This is a genomic window from Oceaniglobus ichthyenteri (genome assembly GCF_003057885.1).
GTDB lineage: Bacteria > Pseudomonadota > Alphaproteobacteria > Rhodobacterales > Rhodobacteraceae > Oceaniglobus > Oceaniglobus ichthyenteri.
This window is the reverse complement of the sequence record NZ_QAGK01000006.1, coordinates 77,994-93,453: the sequence shown is the minus strand read 5'-3', so window position 1 is coordinate 93,453 and position 15,460 is coordinate 77,994. Positions and strand designations below refer to the sequence as shown.

Genomic DNA, 15,460 nt, shown 5'->3' with positions numbered 1-15,460 from the left:
CCCCTTTTTAACCTGAATTACCGGGCATGCGTCAATAAATAAATAAACTTGATTTATTAATGGACGTGGGCCAATTTCCCGCCAAGGAGAGCGATGTGACACACCCGATTTTTGAACCAGGCGAACCCACCAGCGGTGTCAATCAGGCGCGGGTGCGCGACCATAATGAACGCCTGGTTCTGTCGCTGATTCAGCGCCACGGTGGTTTGCCCGGCAGCGAGATCGCGCGCCGTTCAGGGCTGTCACCGCAAACGGTTTCGGTGATCCTGCGCAGTCTTGAACGTGACGGTTTTGTGCAAAAGGGCAAACCGCAACGGGGCCGGGTGGGCAAACCCGGTGTTCCGATGCTGTTAAGTCCTGATGGCGTTTTGTCGGTGGGGCTGAAAATCGGACGTCGCAGTGCAGAATTAACCGTGATGGATTTTCTTGGCCGGGTGCGCGTGCACTCCCAGATAAATTATGCCGCACCGGTGCCGGATTGTGTGTTTGGTTTTCTGAAGGATGGGCTGGATCGGTTCGCCCAAAGTCTGACCCCAAAGCAACGCCAGCGTATTCTGGGCATCGGCATCGCCGCACCGTATGAAATATGGAACTGGCACGAAAGCATGGGAGCGCCGCGCGAAGATTTGGAGGTGTGGCGCGATCTGTCATTTGCCAATGAAATCGCCAAATTCTCGGCCCTTCCGGTGCATGTAGAAAATGATGCAACCGCCGCCTGTCGGGCGGAACATGTGTTTGGGGTGGGGCCGCAATTGGGGGATTTCGGGTATTTTTTCGTCGGCTCCTTTATTGGAGGCGGGATTGTTCTGAACCGTTCGGTTTATGATGGGCCGGGCCGCAATGCCGGTGCGTTCGGATCGTTGCCGATTGCCGGACCGGACGGGCGGCGACAATTGATTGATCTGGCATCGATTTATCTTTTGGAAAAACAGATGCGCGCCATGGGGTTGGACCCGGTGCAGTTGTGGAACGTCCCGCAGGATTGGTCGGGGTTTGAACCTGCCGTTGCCCCATGGATCAAAAAAAGCGCATGCGCGATTGCACAGGGGATCGTGGCGGTGTCTGGCGTGATTGATTTCAGGGATTTCGTCATCGATGGCGCGTTTCCTCCACAGGTGCGCGCGCGCCTTGTCAGCGCGATCAGGGCCGATCTGGCCCGGCAGGATTTGCGCGGCCTGACCCTGCCACGGGTGCATGAGGGCGCAGTGGGGGCCAACGCCCGCGCCATCGGCGCGGCGGCGGTGCCGATCTATGCACAGTTCTTACTGAACAGCCACGCCGCCTGGGCCTAGGGTGGGAAAGTCGTAAAATGGTTCAATTTGGCGTTCCGCCACGGGGGCCTTTGCGGTAAGATGCAAAAAACGGACCGAAAACAGGTTCGATAGAGCAGAGCAGTCGATGACCATATACCGATCCATCACAGTGGCCCTGATGGGGCTGTTGCCGTTTGCGCCCATTGCACAGGCGCAGGAAACGCTGGGCGCGTTGGCCCGGCCTGATCTTGAGGCATCGTCGATAACCGATATGGGTGGCAGTCTGCGCATCACTTTGGCGTTGTCACAACCGGTGCCCTGGCGCATTTTCACGCTGGATGCGCCGCCGCGTCTGGTGGTGGATTTTTCCAAGGTTGATTGGGGCGGGCAAGACATGTCATTGATCCTGCGCAGTGATCATGTGTCAGACGTGATCACCGGGCCGTTTTTGAACGATTGGTCGCGCATGGTGTTGACCCTGAACCGCCCGATGCTGTTGGAAACCGCCGGTCTGCTGACCGGTCAGGACAATGGCGGTGCCACGCTCAAGGTGCAGATGGCCAGGACCGACGCCGAAACCTTTGCCGATCAGGCCGGCGCGCCCGACGGGGCGATTGTGGGCGCGGCCCCGGTGCCCAATCTGCCCGAACCGCGTGCGCGCCAAACCGGGGATCGCCCGCTGATCGTGGTGCTTGATCCGGGTCACGGCGGCATTGATCCGGGGGCCGAGGCCGAGGGCCTGATCGAGGCCGATCTGATGCTGCGCTTTGCGCTTGATTTGCGCGACGTGTTGAATGCAACGGGACGGTTTCAGGTGGTCATGACCCGCGACGCCGATGTGTTCGTGCCGCTGGAAACCCGCGTGTCAGTGGCGCGGCAGGCGGGGGCGGATGTGTTTTTGTCGCTTCACGCCGATGCCTTGGCCGAAGGGCGCGCATCGGGCTCTACGGTTTACACCCTCTCGGTTGAGGCCAGCGACGAAGCCTCGCGCCTGTTGGCCGAACGCCATGACCGCGCCGATTTGCTGGCGGGTATTGATCTGGCCGATCAGGATGATGTGATCGCGGGCGTTTTGATGGATATGGCGCGCCTGAACACCACCCCAAGGGCCGAACGTCTGGCGCAAACCCTTGTGGCGGGGCTGGCCGAACGCACGGGTGATTTGCACAAACGGCCAAGATTGCGCGCGGGATTTTCAGTTTTGAAAGCGCCCGATATTCCATCGGCCCTGATCGAACTTGGGTTTATCTCGTCCGAGCGGGACAGGCGCCGATTGCAAAGTGAGACGTGGCGCCAAAAGGCGGCCATGGGAATCCGCGATGGATTGGTCCGCTGGGCCGAGGATGACGCCGCCGAGGCAAAGCTGTTGCGCCAATAACCTACACCGGCCAGTGACGCGTTTGTGACGCCGGGTTGGGCGGCAAATTGCCCGGCTTGTTTTGACCCCGGTTTGGCGACCCTATATAACAATGACAGTGATTTGGGAGTTTTGGTGAATGATCCGCTTTGTGCTGTCATTTTTTGGCGCGATTTTCAGTTGGGTAACCATCGGGGTGATGTTTGCCGCGCTGACCATCGGTGCGATTTTCTGGATGTATTCCCGTGACTTGCCCAACACCGATCAGTTGGCCCAATACACGCCGCCGACGATTTCGCGGATTTATTCGCGCGAAGGGCGCATCATTGATGAATTTGCCGAAGAACGCCGCCTGTTTACCCCGGCGGACGAAATCCCCGATCTTGTAAAAGGCGCGTTTATTTCTGCAGAAGACAAGAATTTTTATACCCACAAGGGGTATGATCCGCGCGGCATGGTTGCGGCGGCGATTGATGCAGCACGGGGCGGCGCGCTGCGCGGGGCGTCAACGATCACGCAGCAGGTGATGAAGAACTTTCTGTTGGGCGGTGAGCGCAGCGCCGAGCGCAAGATCAAGGAATTGATCCTGGCCAGCCGGATCGAAACCACCCTGAGCAAGGACAAGATTCTTGAGTTGTATCTGAACGAAATTTTCCTGGGGCAAAACAGTTTTGGTGTGACCGCTGCGGCGCAAACCTATTTCAACAAGCCATTGAGCGAGCTGAACCCCGAAGAGGCCGCATATCTGGCGGTGTTGCCCAAGGCGCCGTCGCGCTATCACCCGGTGCGCGACAAGGAACGCGCCATCACTCGGCGCAATTTTGTGCTGCGGGAAATGTGGGAAAACGGTTATATCAGCGAAGAACAATACCGCACATCGCGCCTGGCCCCTTTGCAATCGGTGCAGAACGACGATTTTGAATCGTTCAAATCGGCCTTGCCGCCGCGCGACTATTTCACCGATGAAATCCGCCGCCAACTGAGCAACGATTTTGGCGAGGGTGAGTTTTTCTCAGGTGGGATGAGTGTGCGCGCCACGATTGACCCGCAATTGCAAAAGGTCGCAGCCGAAGCGTTGCAACAGCAGTTGGAAAGTTTCGACCGCTCGACCGGGATTTGGCGGGGGACGGGCAAAACCATTCCTGCCGATCAACTGACCACCGAAGAAAGCTGGCGCGCCGCGCTGTCGAATGTTGCGGTGTCGCGCGACGTTGAACTTGAAAATCCCTGGTATCCGGCGGTGGTGTTGGAAGTGGGCCAGACCAGCGCCCGCCTGGGCATCGAAAGCGTTGCGGATGAGGGCAATGGCCACTGGATTGAACCGGCCGATGTGGGCTGGGCGCGCAAGCGGCGGCGCGATGGATCGCTTGGTAATCGGGCCAAGGTCGCGGGCGATCTGCTGGAGGTTGGCGAGGTGGTTCTGGTGCGCCGCATGACCAGCGACAGCGACGGCAGTTTCATCCGCTGGACATTGCGCCAGGTGCCAGAAGTGCAGGGCGCGTTCATGGCGATGGATGTAAACACCGGCCGGGTTCTGGCGATGCAGGGCGGGTTCAGTTACCAACATTCCGTGTTCAACCGTGCCACCCAGGCCACGCGCCAGCCGGGATCGTCGTTCAAACCCTTTGTGTATGCTGCCGCACTGGACAGTGGATTCAGCCCGGCAACGGTGGTGGTCGATGCCCCGATCGAGGTGAACACACCCCAGGGCATCTGGCGGCCCAAAAACTATTCCAACCGGTATTACGGCCCCACCCCCCTGCGCACCGGGATTGAGCAATCGCGCAACCTGATGACGGTGCGATTGGCCGAAGAGGTGGGCATGGATACGGTTGGCCGCTATGCCGAACGCTTTGGCGTTTATGATAACATGGGCCGCTATCTGGCCGGGGCACTGGGATCGGAAGAAACCACGCTGTTCAAGATGGTCGCCGCCTATTCCATGTTTGCTAATGGTGGCGAACGGGTTGAACCCACGCTGGTTGACCGCGTGCAAGACCGCTATGGCGCGACCGTGTACAAACACGATCAGCGCGCCTGCCCCGAATGTCAGATCGCATCGATTGATCCCGGGGCCGCCCCCGCAATCACCAGCAACCGGGAGCGGGTGATGGATGCAATCACCGCCTATCAGCTGACCTCGATGATGCAGGGCGTGGTTGAGCGCGGCACCGCCCGCGGCAAAGTTAATCTGGGCGTGCCGACCGCAGGCAAGACCGGCACCACCAATGATGAAAAAGACGCGTGGTTCGTGGGCTTTACCAGCACAATCGCGGCAGGCTGTTACATCGGTTATGACCGGCCCCGCCCGATGGGCAAATCCGGATCCGGCGGCGGATTGTGCGCCCCGGTGTTCAACCGCTTCATGCAAGAGGCCGTAAAGAAATACGGCGGCGGCCCATTCGAAGTGCCCCCCGGTGGCCAGTTCATCAAGATCAACCGCCACACAGGGGCGCGTCTGTCCGATGATGCCAGCGGTCCCGATGTGGTTGCCGAATATTTCCGTCTGGGCGAAGAGCCGATTTTTGGCGTTGCCTTTGATGGGGGCTGGTCCATGGGCAGCGATCTGTCGTTGTTCCAGGAGGGGCAGTCGGATGACGGCGGCGCGCAGGTGCGCACATCAACCGGTGATGTCGTGGTCATTCCGAAGAAAAAAGCGACCTTTGGGTCGCTGTCATCGGGCGGATTGTACTAGGCGCGCTTGCCCTGTCGGCGCCCCGTTGGTATCAGCGGGGGCCGAAGATCCACCTTGCGAATTGGAAGACTATGCGCGCCGAAGCACAAAATATGGTCGAAGCGATCGAGAAATCCATCACCCTGATCGGGCAGCGGATGAACCGCGACACCGCCGATCACCGCCTTGAAGAATTCAACGCCATGGTGGAAACCCCCGATCTTTGGGATGATCCGGACAAGGCGCAAAAGCTGATGCGCGACCGGCAGACATTGGTTGATGCCATCGCGCTTCATGATGGTATGGCGCAAGAGCTTTCCGATAACGTCGAACTGATCGAGATGGGTGAGATCGAGGAAGACGATGAGATCGTCAACGAGGCAGTGGCCGCGTTGAAAAAGCTTGTCGAACGGGCGGCCAAGGCCGAGATCGAGGCGCTGCTGAACGGCGAGGCGGACGGCAACGATACGTTCCTGGAAATCAACAGTGGTGCGGGGGGCACCGAAAGTTGCGATTGGGCGTCGATGTTGGCGCGAATGTATGTGCGGTGGGCCGAAAAGAAAGGTTATACCGTTGAATTGCAATCGGAAACACCGGGCGAAGAGGCGGGCATCAAATCCGCCGCTTACAAGATTTCAGGCCCCAATGCCTATGGCTGGTTGAAATCGGAATCGGGTGTGCACCGCCTGGTGCGCATTTCACCCTATGACAGCGCGGCGCGGCGGCATACGTCGTTTTCATCGGTCTGGGTGTATCCGGTGGTGGATGATGACATCGAAATCGAGGTCAATCCAAGCGATATCAGGCTCGACACGTACCGCTCATCCGGGGCCGGTGGACAGCACGTGAACACCACCGATTCGGCGGTGCGCATCACCCACATTCCGACCGGCATCGTTGTGACCAGTTCGGAAAAATCACAGCATCAGAACCGCGATATTGCGATGAAGGCGCTGAAATCTCGCCTGTATCAATTAGAGCTGGACCGGCGCAACGAAGCGATCAACGAGGCCCATGATGCCAAGGGTGCGGCGGGTTGGGGTAACCAAATTCGCAGTTATGTTTTACAGCCGTATCAAATGGTCAAAGATTTGCGCACCAATTTTGAAACGTCAGACACCCAAGGCGTTTTGGACGGTGATCTGGATCGGCTGATGGCGGCGACTCTGGCGATGGATCTGACCGGCAAATCCCGCGCCGAGGCAAACGCCGACGATTGACCAAACGGAGCGGGCATGCGCCCGCATTCGATTATTTGTTTGGTCTTGGGGCGCGCGGTGTTGATTTGAATCAACGTGGGTATTTTGTGCATCGTTCAGGCTGAACTCCATCACACTGCCGGAGGTTTTGAATGACGGATGTAACAACAGCGCCCGCCACGCGGCCCGAAATTGTCAAACTCGACCTTGGCGATCTTTGGGCGGCTTTGGCCCTGGGGTGGCGGGATTTTCGCGCAGCACCGGGATTTGGCCTGTTCTTTGGCGGGTTTTATGCCGTGGCCGGGATTGCCATGATCGTTCTGGGCGCTGGCACGGTATCCTGGACATTGGCGACATCTCTGGGCTTTCCCTTGGTCGCGCCGTTTGCCGCCGTCGGATTATACGACGTCAGTCGCCGATTGGAGCAGGGAAGGCCATTGGATTGGCGCGCGGTTCTGGGAGTGGTCTGGTCAGAACGCAGTCGGCAGATCCCTTGGATTGGCGGATTGATCGTTATTTATTTTCTGTTCTGGACGTTTCTGGCGCACATGATTTTTGCCTTGTTTCTTGGGCTTAACCCGATGGCCAAAGTTGGCAACGTCTTTGAATTGTTGCTGTCTTCCAACGGTTTGACCATGTTGGCGGTTGAATTTGTGGTGGGGGGCGTGTTGGCATTTTTGTTGTTTGCCCTGACCTGCATGAGCCTGCCAATGTTGTTGGAACGGGAATTGGATTTCGTCACCGCGATGATTCTGAGCGTGCAATGCGTTGTGAAAAACACCGCCGTTTTGTTTGCTTGGGGGGTGATTGTTGCCACGCTTAGCCTGATTGGAATGGTGCCTTTGTTTCTGGGGCTTTGCGTTGTCTTGCCGGTTCTGGGCCATGCGACCTGGCATTTGTATCGGCGAACTTTGATTTGGGCATAACGGCCCAGATGCGAAAGACGATTCTGTAATTCACATGACCCCGACAAAAAACAGGCCCCGCAGCAAAACTGCGGGGCCTGTTTTTAATTGAATATCAAGGTGTTATCAGCCTTTGGGCGGTGCATCCGCGGCGGCGCCGGGGCGGGGGGCGTTGCCTTGGCCTGACGGGTTCAGCGGATCATCGCGGCGCTGCACGGAGCCTTCAAAATGGGCACCGGATTCGATGGCGATGGTCTTGTGAATGATGTCGCCTTCGACCTTTGCGGTTGATGTCAGACGTACCTTCAATCCACGGACCCGGCCCACGACTTTGCCGTTCACGATCACATCGTCGGCCATGACTTCGCCTTTGACGGTGGCACCTTCGCCGACAGTCAACAGATGGGCGCGAATGTCACCTTCGACGGTGCCTTCGATCTGAATGTCGCCAGTGGTTTTGAGGTTGCCCTTGATCACCAGATCAGCCGAAAGGATTGACGCTGGCGGCTTTGCCTTGGGCGCCGACGGCGAGAAATCAGTTGACGTACGGGGGGATGCGCTGCCGTCTTTGGACGGGGCATTTGATGGTTGCACAGATTCGCCTCCCTGTTTTGGTCCCGGCTCGTTGATTTTGCTTTTAGAAAACATCTTTCGCTGCCTTGATATAGGTCATCGGATTGACGGCTCGTCCGCCCACGCGCACCTCATAATGAAGATGGGTTCCGGTAGAACGCCCGGTGTTCCCCATATCACCAATACGGTCCCCGCGCGAGACCCTTTGGCCCACTTTCACGTGAATCTTGGACATATGCGCATAGCGGGTTTCAATTCCAAATTCATGCTGGATTTTGACCAGACGGCCATAGCCCGATTGCCAGCCCGCATGGATAATCACACCATCAGCGGTGGAATGGATCGGAGTGCCATGGGCCGCGGCGAAATCTGTTCCGCTGTGCATCCGGCCCCAACGGGGACCAAACCCGCTGGTAAAGCGGAACGCCGATTTGATCGGCAGGGCAAACGGAGCCTTTTGCGCCGCGATGCGGTACATGTTCATCCGGTCGAGTTTATCCAGAATTCCATTGGCGCGCAGGGAGTCGGCATCGGGTCCTTCGCCTTTGGTCGAGAATGTGATCGGGGTCAGCGGGCCGCCTTGGCCCGAGTATCCCTTGCGCACCGAGTTCAGCAGCGAATCGGTATCCAGACCGGCAGCGCGAAACATCTTGTCGAGCGGCGCGATCGAGATCGTTACCGCGTCTTCCAGCTGGGTGAAAATCCGGTCATTGCGCATTTCGACCAGCTTGCGATCATTGATGACCGCTTCGGCAAAGGCTTCGGCCTCGGCGGCCTCGTGGGCCATATGATCACGCTCGGCGGCGGTGTTGTTCAACGCCGAGGCGAGCAGATCCATGGTTGCTTCGGCATCGACCATGCGGCCTTTTTCGCGGCTATTCAGGCCAGTGTCTTCTAATTTCTGGGTCAGTTCGGCGGTTTCGATCCGGGCCTCGTCACGCTCTTTGATGGTGCGGCGCAGGGTGTCTTGGGTCAGGGCGATGCCGGTTTCAAATTCGGTGCGCCGCGCCTCGGATTCCAACAGGGTGGATTGCATCATCGAAACGCGTTTCAGGGCAGAATTGAACCGTTCCTGTGCATTGCGCGCGGCCTGGGCACTGGCGTCGCGTTCAATCGACAGGGCGTTCAGACGCTTTTCATAGGTCGCTTGTTCACGGATTGCCTGATCACGAATGTTTCCCGCCCCAATGGAGTCCATCAGCAGAATGGCGGTGGCGATGATTGACCATCCGACGACAACCGCGCTTCCGGATACGGCCAGAAATTGTGTACCCGATGAAAGACGAATAAACCGCGTTTCCGTATCCGAGCGAAGGAACAAACGTTGTTCCGGAAAAGCCCGCTCTAGCGCGGCCTTGATAAAGTTGTTTGTCTTACCTGTCACGTATTCCGTCCCGTCCTATGGCCATTCCCCATGGCAGCCTTCGGTCCCCAACCCCGGCTGTGAAGTGGTTATCGCGCCAGACCACTGGTCGCAACAATTTTGCACGATCTTGATGGGGTGGGCGGGGGTTCGCGCCTGTGTTCGGCGGATTTTTGCCGAAATGCGGCGCTCAGGTGGCTGAATCGGGGTCGTCTTGGGTCAGGGGCCAGTAGAAATCCGGAGGTAGGCCCGCTTCGGCCCTTTTTTCTTCATTAAATGGGGGCTTTAGCGTGCTGTGGAAATATCGGCGCACCAAAGTGTGAAACACTTCTTTTGGGTCCAGATCATGGCGACCGCACAAAAAGTGAAACCATTTACTGCCATAGGCGACATGCGCGACCTCTTCGCCATAGATGGTTTCAAGGGCGGCGACGGCGTTCTTATCACCGGCCTTGCGGAAAATTTCGATCATCCCGGGGGTCACATCAAGGCCCCGCGCCTCAAGAACCATTGGCACAACGGCCAGCCGGCCCATGTGATCTTGTGCCGTGTCTTCGGCGGCGCGCCACATTCCGGCATGGGCAGGCAGGGCGCCATAATGGCTGCCCAGGGATTCAAGGCAATCGCACATCAGATTGAAGTGTTTTGATTCCTCATCGGCGGCCTTTACCCAATCGTCATAATATCCGATCGGCATTTTGACATCGGCAAAGCGCGCGATGATATCCCAGTGCAGATCGACCGCGTTCAATTCGATATGCGCCACGGCGTGCAACAATGCGATGCGGCCTTCGGGGGAACCGGGGCGGCGGCGCGGCACATCGCGCGGCGACAGCAATTCAGGCCGAACCGGCCGTGCGGGGCGCAGGGGCGGGTTGGCCAGGCCAATTTCGGGTGGCGTGCCGGCCGCCCGTGCGTCCCGCCATTGCGCCGCATAACGGTGTGAAAGCGCGGTTTTGGCGCGGCCATCCGCGGTTGTCAGTACATCAATGGCCATGTCTGACAGGGTTTTGTGATCGGTCATGAAAGGGGGCAATCCGTTTGGCGTGTCAGCGAAATTTGCGGCATAGTATATAGTGTCATTCTGATCTGCCTCAGGTTGTGGTGGCCTGGTGCGCCTGCACGGCCTTCAACACCTCATCCACATGGCCGGGCACCTTGACCTTGCGCCATTCGCGCACGATCTGACCGTTGCCATCAATCAGGAATGTTGATCGTTCGATCCCCATGAAGGTTTTGCCATACATGGATTTTTCGACCCAGACACCGTAGGCCTCGCACACCTGATCGTTCTCGTCAGAGAGCAAGGCGAAGGTCAGCCCGTGCTTGTCGCGGAATTTGTCATGTTTTTTCACGCTGTCCTTGCTGACACCCAAGACCACGGCGCCTGCGGCGGCAAAAGCATCGGCGCGTTCACTGAACCCCTGGGCCTGTTTGGTGCATCCGGGCGTGTCATCGCGGGGGTAGAAATACAAAACCACCATCTTGCCTGCGAAATCCGCCAAAGACACCGTATCACCGCCATCGCGGGGCAGGGTAAAGGCGGGGGCAATTTGGCTACTCATGGTAAATTGATCCTTGATGTGGGTTTTGTAGGTTTCGTTTTAGACCGTGGCGCGCAAAGATAAACCCCGATGACGCATCACCAACCGCCCCCCCTTGATCCGACCCTGCCTGCGCCGCGCCGACGGCGCGCGGTGCGCGTGGCCCGTGGCATGGGGTATCTGACCGGTTGGTTGCTGTTTTCGGCGTTTGTGATGGCGGTGTTTGCCGGCATTGCCGCGCTGGCCCTGACCGAGCGGAATTTGATCGTGCCCGAATGGGTGACCGTGCGAATTGAACGCCGGATCAATGCGGAACTGCAACAGGGAAAGGTGGATTTGGGCGAAATCGGGATGATTGTTGACCGGCGGGGCGTGCCGCGACTGACACTTTATGATGTCGGTGTGTTTGATGGCAACGGTTCTGCGCTGGCGCAACTGAACCAGGTGCGCGCCGTTTTTGAGCCAAAGGCGCTGATCACAGGGCGGATCGTGCCGCGCTCGCTGACTTTGGATGGCGCGCAGATCACCCTGCGTCGGGCGGTGGATGGGACATTTTCACTGTCGTTTGGGCCCGGTGGCGCGGCCTTTCCGGGCATGTCGGCAGTGCTGGCGCAGGTTGAAACCATTCTGGAACAACCGCTGTTTGCCAATATGCGCATGGCGGCGGTGCGCGATCTGACCTTGTCGGTCGAAGATGCCCGCACGGCCCGGGTCTGGCAGATTGTCGGTGGGCAGGCGCGCCTGATGCAGACGCCAGACAGCCTTGATCTGACGCTGCTGGCCGATGTGTTCAACGGCACCGATAATCTGGCCCAATTGCAACTGTCCGCGCGTCATCAGCGCCGCGGCGGGGGGGCCGCGATCACTGCCAATATCACAGATGTGGCGGCGCAGGATATCGCGCTGCAATCCCCGGCTTTGGCATTTCTGGGGGTGTTGGATGCGCCAATTTCCGGCGCATTGCGCGCCACGTTGAATGCTGACGGCACGCTGGATGAATTGGCCGGCACGTTGGATATTGCCGCTGGCGCCGTGCAACCCCGCCCCGAAACCGCCCCCATCGCGTTTGACACGGCGCGCAGCTATTTCACCTATCGCCCCGCCGATCAAAAGATCACATTCAGCGAAATCGAGGTGGAAAGTGCCGATTTGACGGCGTCGATCACCGGTCATGCCTATTTGCGCGATCTGTCAGAACAGGGGTTCCCGCGCGCCTTGGTGGCGCAACTGCGCCTGGATCAATTGCGTCTGGCGCCCTTGGGGGTGTTTGAGGACACGCTGGAATTTCGTCAAGGCGCGGCGGATTTGCGGCTGCGGTTGAACCCTTTTACCCTCGACATCGGACAGTTGGTGTTGACCGAGCCGGGCACGGGCGACAGCCCCCGAAAATACAGCGCAACAGGCAGGATCAGCGCCGATCCCGAGGGGTGGAACGTGGCGCTGGATCTGGACGTGCCGGAAATTCCCACTGCCCGCGCGCTGACGCTGTGGCCTGTCCCGGTGGCCGCAAAAACCCGCGCCTGGTTGGGAAAAAACGTATCATCCGGTACGTTATTCAACATCACCGGCGCGCTTAGAAAACGCCCGACGCAAAGGCCCGATCTGGCCGCCAGTTTTGCGTTTCGTGATGGCTCATTGTCATTCCTGCCGGAAATGCTGCCGATGGAAAATGCGTCTGGATATGCGTCGATCCATCGGGGGCGCTTTGCAATTACAATGGACAGCGGCGTCGTGGTCGCGCCCGAAGGTGGTGAAATCGACGTGGGCGGATCGGTGTTGGTGGTGCCCAACACCCGTGAAAAACCGGCTTTGGGCGAATTTTCCTTGAAATCCGACAGCACGCTTACCGCTGTTTTATCGCTGTTGAATCAACCGCCTTTGCGGATCTTGCGCAACTCGCCGCGCGGCCCCGATTTGGCCGACGCACGGGCGCAAATGACCACCGACCTCGCGCTGCGGTTTCAAAAGGGCAACACACTGGCCGATATCGACTATGCCAGCAGTGGCACCCTGACCGATTTTCGCGCCGATGGATTGGTTGCGAACCGCACACTGGCGGCGGATCGCCTGACGGTGGATGTATCGCCCGCGGCGGTGGTGGTCAGCGGCACGGCAAGTATCGACAAGGTGCCGTTGACCGGGCGGTGGCGCATGGGGTTGGCCCCCGAAGACCGGGGCACAAGCCGGGTGCAGGGCCGGGTCGAGCTGTCTTCAGATACGATCACGCGGTTGGGAATCGGCCTGCCGAACGGCATGGTGACCGGGCGTGGGCAAGGCGATATCACGGTTGATCTGGTCACCGGACAGCCGCCGAAACTGCGCCTTTCCAGTGATTTGGCGGGTGTCGGGTTGGCCTTGGGCGCGCTGAGCTGGGCAAAACCGGCGGGCGCAAAGGGGGATTTGACCCTTAACGTGACGTTGGGCGCACCACCTGTGGTAAACAACCTGACGGTGAATGCGGGCGGATTGCAGGCGGCAGGCCGCGTGTCTCTGGCCCCAGGCGGCGGATTGGACGCGGCGGTGTTTGACCGCGTGCGCCTGTCGGGGTGGTTTGATGCGCCGGTCACAATCAGCGGGCGGGGCAAGGGCGCGCCACCTGCCATCGCGGTGCGCGGTGGCACGCTGGATTTTCGCCGTGCCGGTTTTGCCAAAGGCGGGGGCGGCAGCGGTGGCGCGCGCGGCCCGATTTCCATTGCATTGGATCAATTGGTCATGACCGAAGGCATCACGCTGACCGATTTCACCGGGCGTCTGGATGCCGGACGCGCCACCAACGGCAGTTTTGTGGCGCGGGTCAATGGCGGCACGGCGGTCAAGGGCGAACTGGTCAGCACCGCCCAAGGGATCAGCCTGCGTTTGATATCGGCGGATGCCGGCGGGGTCATGCGCGATGCCGGGTTGGTGAAAAACGGCTATGATGGCCCGCTTGAGGTGATATTGCGCCCCACCGGTGCGCGCGGCACCTATGATGGCACGCTTAACATCGGCCGGTTGCGGATACGGGGCGCGCCGGCGATTGCCGATCTGCTCGGCGCGATTTCCGTGGTGGGATTGTTAGAACAGTTGAACGGCGACGGTCTGGTGTTTGAACAAACCCAGGCTGCGTTCCGCCTGACGCCGTCGCAGGTGATCGTCTATCAATCCAGCGCCACAGGCGCGTCGCTTGGGATTTCGATGGATGGCATTTACGATCTGGCCAGCAAACAGATCAACATGCAGGGGGTGATTTCGCCGATCTACCTGCTTAACCGGATCGGATCAATTTTCACCCGCCAGGGCGAAGGATTGTTTGGATTCAACTTTGGTCTGACCGGGCCTGTGGCCAAACCCGCCGTCAGCGTCAATCCCTTGTCCATTCTGACGCCGGGCATGTTTCGGGATATTTTTCGCCGTCCGGCCCCACAACGTTAGGGTCGGGTTGACGTTTTGTTCATACCTGCGCCATAGGCTGACGTATGAAACTGAGTGATTTTGATTTTGATCTGCCTGACGGTCTGATCGCCACCCGGCCCGCCAAACCGCGGTCTTCGGCGCGTATGCTGGTGGCCGATGGTGATACGCTGACCGATCGAACCGCCATCGATCTGGCGCAACTTTTGCACCCCGGTGACCGGTTGGTGCTGAATGACACCCGGGTTATTCCGGCGCGTCTGTTCGGGCAGCGGTTTCGCCATGGTGACACCGGCCAAACCGCCGCGCGGATTGAAGTGACATTGCTGGAACCCCAGGCCAGTGGTACATGGCGCGCGCTGATCAAACCCTTGAAAAAGCTGCGCGATGGCGAAACCGTGGTGTTTTCCGATGCACTGTCGGCGCGGTTGGTGGGGCGCGTGGATGGCACGGGCCTGTTGGAATTCAACCTGACCGGTGATGATTTTGACACCGCATTGGCCGAGGCCGGTCATATGCCATTGCCGCCCTATATCGCCGCCAAACGCGCCGCCGATGCGCAGGATCATGAAGATTACCAAACCGTTTGGGCGGCCCATTCAGGCGCGGTTGCGGCCCCCACGGCATCGCTGCACTTTGATGATGCCCTGCTTAACAGTCTGCGCGCGCGCGGCGTCATGTTTACCCATGTGACTTTGCATGTGGGCGCGGGCACATTTCTGCCGGTCAAGGTGGATGATATCGCCGATCACAAAATGCACGCCGAATGGGGCGAGGTGCGCGCCCAGGCGGCCGATGAAATCAACGCCACAATCAAGGCAGGCGGGCGGATCATTCCGGTGGGCACAACCGCCCTGCGCCTGATCGAAAGTGCCGCCGTGGCACCAGGCACCATCGCGCCCTGGACCGGGCCCACCGATATATTCATCACACCGGGATTTCGGTTTCAAATTGCCGATGCACTGATGACCAATTTTCACCTGCCTAAATCGACATTGATGATGCTCGTGTCGGCGTTGATGGGGGTTGATCGGGTGCGCGCGATTTATTCCCATGCGATTGCGCAGAAATATCGGTTCTTCTCTTACGGAGATGCATCGCTTTTGATACCGCCGCACAGGGCGCGGCAAAGCTAGGTCGCCAACAGGCAAGACGCGGCGCATCCGCTACGGTATGGTGTGCGCCAAGAAGGATTGGACAGA

General features: G+C 59.0%; 11 protein-coding genes. 7 read left to right on the top strand and 4 right to left on the bottom strand.

Annotated features, from left to right (window positions below; translation table 11 throughout):
- Positions 1-95 precede the first annotated feature (95 nt).
- The 5 genes from C8265_RS10700 (at position 96) to C8265_RS10680 (ending at position 7,409) form a co-directional block, all read left to right on the top strand.
- The gene (locus C8265_RS10700) at positions 96-1,292 is read left to right on the top strand and encodes an ROK family transcriptional regulator (RefSeq protein WP_240611045.1); all 1,197 of its coding nucleotides are present in this window, start codon (positions 96-98) and stop codon (positions 1,290-1,292) included.
- 106 nt (positions 1,293-1,398) lie between these two features.
- On the top strand, positions 1,399-2,631 hold the full coding sequence (locus C8265_RS10695; protein WP_108484006.1) for an N-acetylmuramoyl-L-alanine amidase: 1,233 nt from the start codon (positions 1,399-1,401) through the stop codon (positions 2,629-2,631).
- 118 nt (positions 2,632-2,749) lie between these two features.
- Positions 2,750-5,305 (top strand): penicillin-binding protein 1A, encoded by a 2,556-nt coding sequence (locus C8265_RS10690; protein WP_108484005.1) that lies wholly within the window; start codon positions 2,750-2,752, stop codon positions 5,303-5,305.
- Positions 5,306-5,376: 71 nt separating this feature from the next.
- Entirely contained in the window at positions 5,377-6,504 is a 1,128-nt protein-coding gene (gene prfB / locus C8265_RS10685; RefSeq protein WP_108484004.1) for a peptide chain release factor 2, read from the top strand.
- A 131-nt stretch (positions 6,505-6,635) separates the two neighbouring features.
- Positions 6,636-7,409, top strand: a complete 774-nt coding sequence (locus tag C8265_RS10680; RefSeq protein WP_108484003.1) for a DUF2189 domain-containing protein — start codon at positions 6,636-6,638, stop codon at positions 7,407-7,409.
- Positions 7,410-7,514: 105 nt separating this feature from the next.
- Here C8265_RS10680 and C8265_RS10675 read toward each other — a convergent pair whose 3' ends face one another.
- The 4 genes from C8265_RS10675 to bcp form a co-directional block, all read right to left on the bottom strand.
- Entirely contained in the window at positions 7,515-8,036 is a 522-nt protein-coding gene (locus tag C8265_RS10675; protein ID WP_108484002.1) for a bactofilin family protein, read from the bottom strand.
- Entirely contained in the window at positions 8,026-9,345 is a 1,320-nt protein-coding gene (locus C8265_RS10670; RefSeq protein WP_240611044.1) for a M23 family metallopeptidase, read from the bottom strand. Before C8265_RS10670 ends, C8265_RS10675 begins: the two co-directional genes overlap by 11 nt.
- 169 nt (positions 9,346-9,514) lie before the next feature.
- Complete coding sequence (locus C8265_RS10665) at positions 9,515-10,348, bottom strand: ferritin-like domain-containing protein (protein WP_108484000.1); 834 nt, start codon at positions 10,346-10,348, stop codon at positions 9,515-9,517.
- Positions 10,349-10,418: 70 nt separating this feature from the next.
- Positions 10,419-10,889: a thioredoxin-dependent thiol peroxidase gene (bcp, locus tag C8265_RS10660; protein WP_108483999.1), complete on the bottom strand. Its 471-nt coding sequence runs from the start codon at positions 10,887-10,889 to the stop codon at positions 10,419-10,421.
- 69 nt (positions 10,890-10,958) lie between these two features.
- Here bcp and C8265_RS10655 point away from each other — a divergent pair, with 69 nt between their 5' ends.
- Both C8265_RS10655 and queA read left to right on the top strand, forming a co-directional pair.
- On the top strand, positions 10,959-14,279 hold the full coding sequence (locus tag C8265_RS10655; RefSeq protein WP_108483998.1) for a hypothetical protein: 3,321 nt from the start codon (positions 10,959-10,961) through the stop codon (positions 14,277-14,279).
- Between the two features lie 44 nt (positions 14,280-14,323).
- Positions 14,324-15,394, top strand: coding sequence for a tRNA preQ1(34) S-adenosylmethionine ribosyltransferase-isomerase QueA (gene queA, locus C8265_RS10650; RefSeq protein ID WP_108483997.1), 1,071 nt, complete (start codon positions 14,324-14,326; stop codon positions 15,392-15,394).
- The last annotated feature ends 66 nt before the right edge of the window (positions 15,395-15,460 follow it).

Bases quoted from the DNA above. Each gene is read 5' to 3' on its own strand.
- C8265_RS10695 (WP_108484006.1), top strand. From the start codon at position 1,399: ATGACCATATACCGATCCATCACAGTGGCCCTGATGGGGCTGTTGCCG.
- C8265_RS10690 (WP_108484005.1), top strand. From the start codon at position 2,750: ATGATCCGCTTTGTGCTGTCATTTTTTGGCGCGATTTTCAGTTGGGTA.
- prfB (WP_108484004.1), top strand. From the start codon at position 5,377: ATGCGCGCCGAAGCACAAAATATGGTCGAAGCGATCGAGAAATCCATC.
- C8265_RS10680 (WP_108484003.1), top strand. From the start codon at position 6,636: ATGACGGATGTAACAACAGCGCCCGCCACGCGGCCCGAAATTGTCAAA.
- C8265_RS10675 (WP_108484002.1), bottom strand. From the start codon at position 8,036: ATGTTTTCTAAAAGCAAAATCAACGAGCCGGGACCAAAACAGGGAGGC.
- C8265_RS10665 (WP_108484000.1), bottom strand. From the start codon at position 10,348: ATGACCGATCACAAAACCCTGTCAGACATGGCCATTGATGTACTGACA.
- bcp (WP_108483999.1), bottom strand. From the start codon at position 10,889: ATGAGTAGCCAAATTGCCCCCGCCTTTACCCTGCCCCGCGATGGCGGT.
- C8265_RS10655 (WP_108483998.1), top strand. From the start codon at position 10,959: ATGACGCATCACCAACCGCCCCCCCTTGATCCGACCCTGCCTGCGCCG.
- queA (WP_108483997.1), top strand. From the start codon at position 14,324: ATGAAACTGAGTGATTTTGATTTTGATCTGCCTGACGGTCTGATCGCC.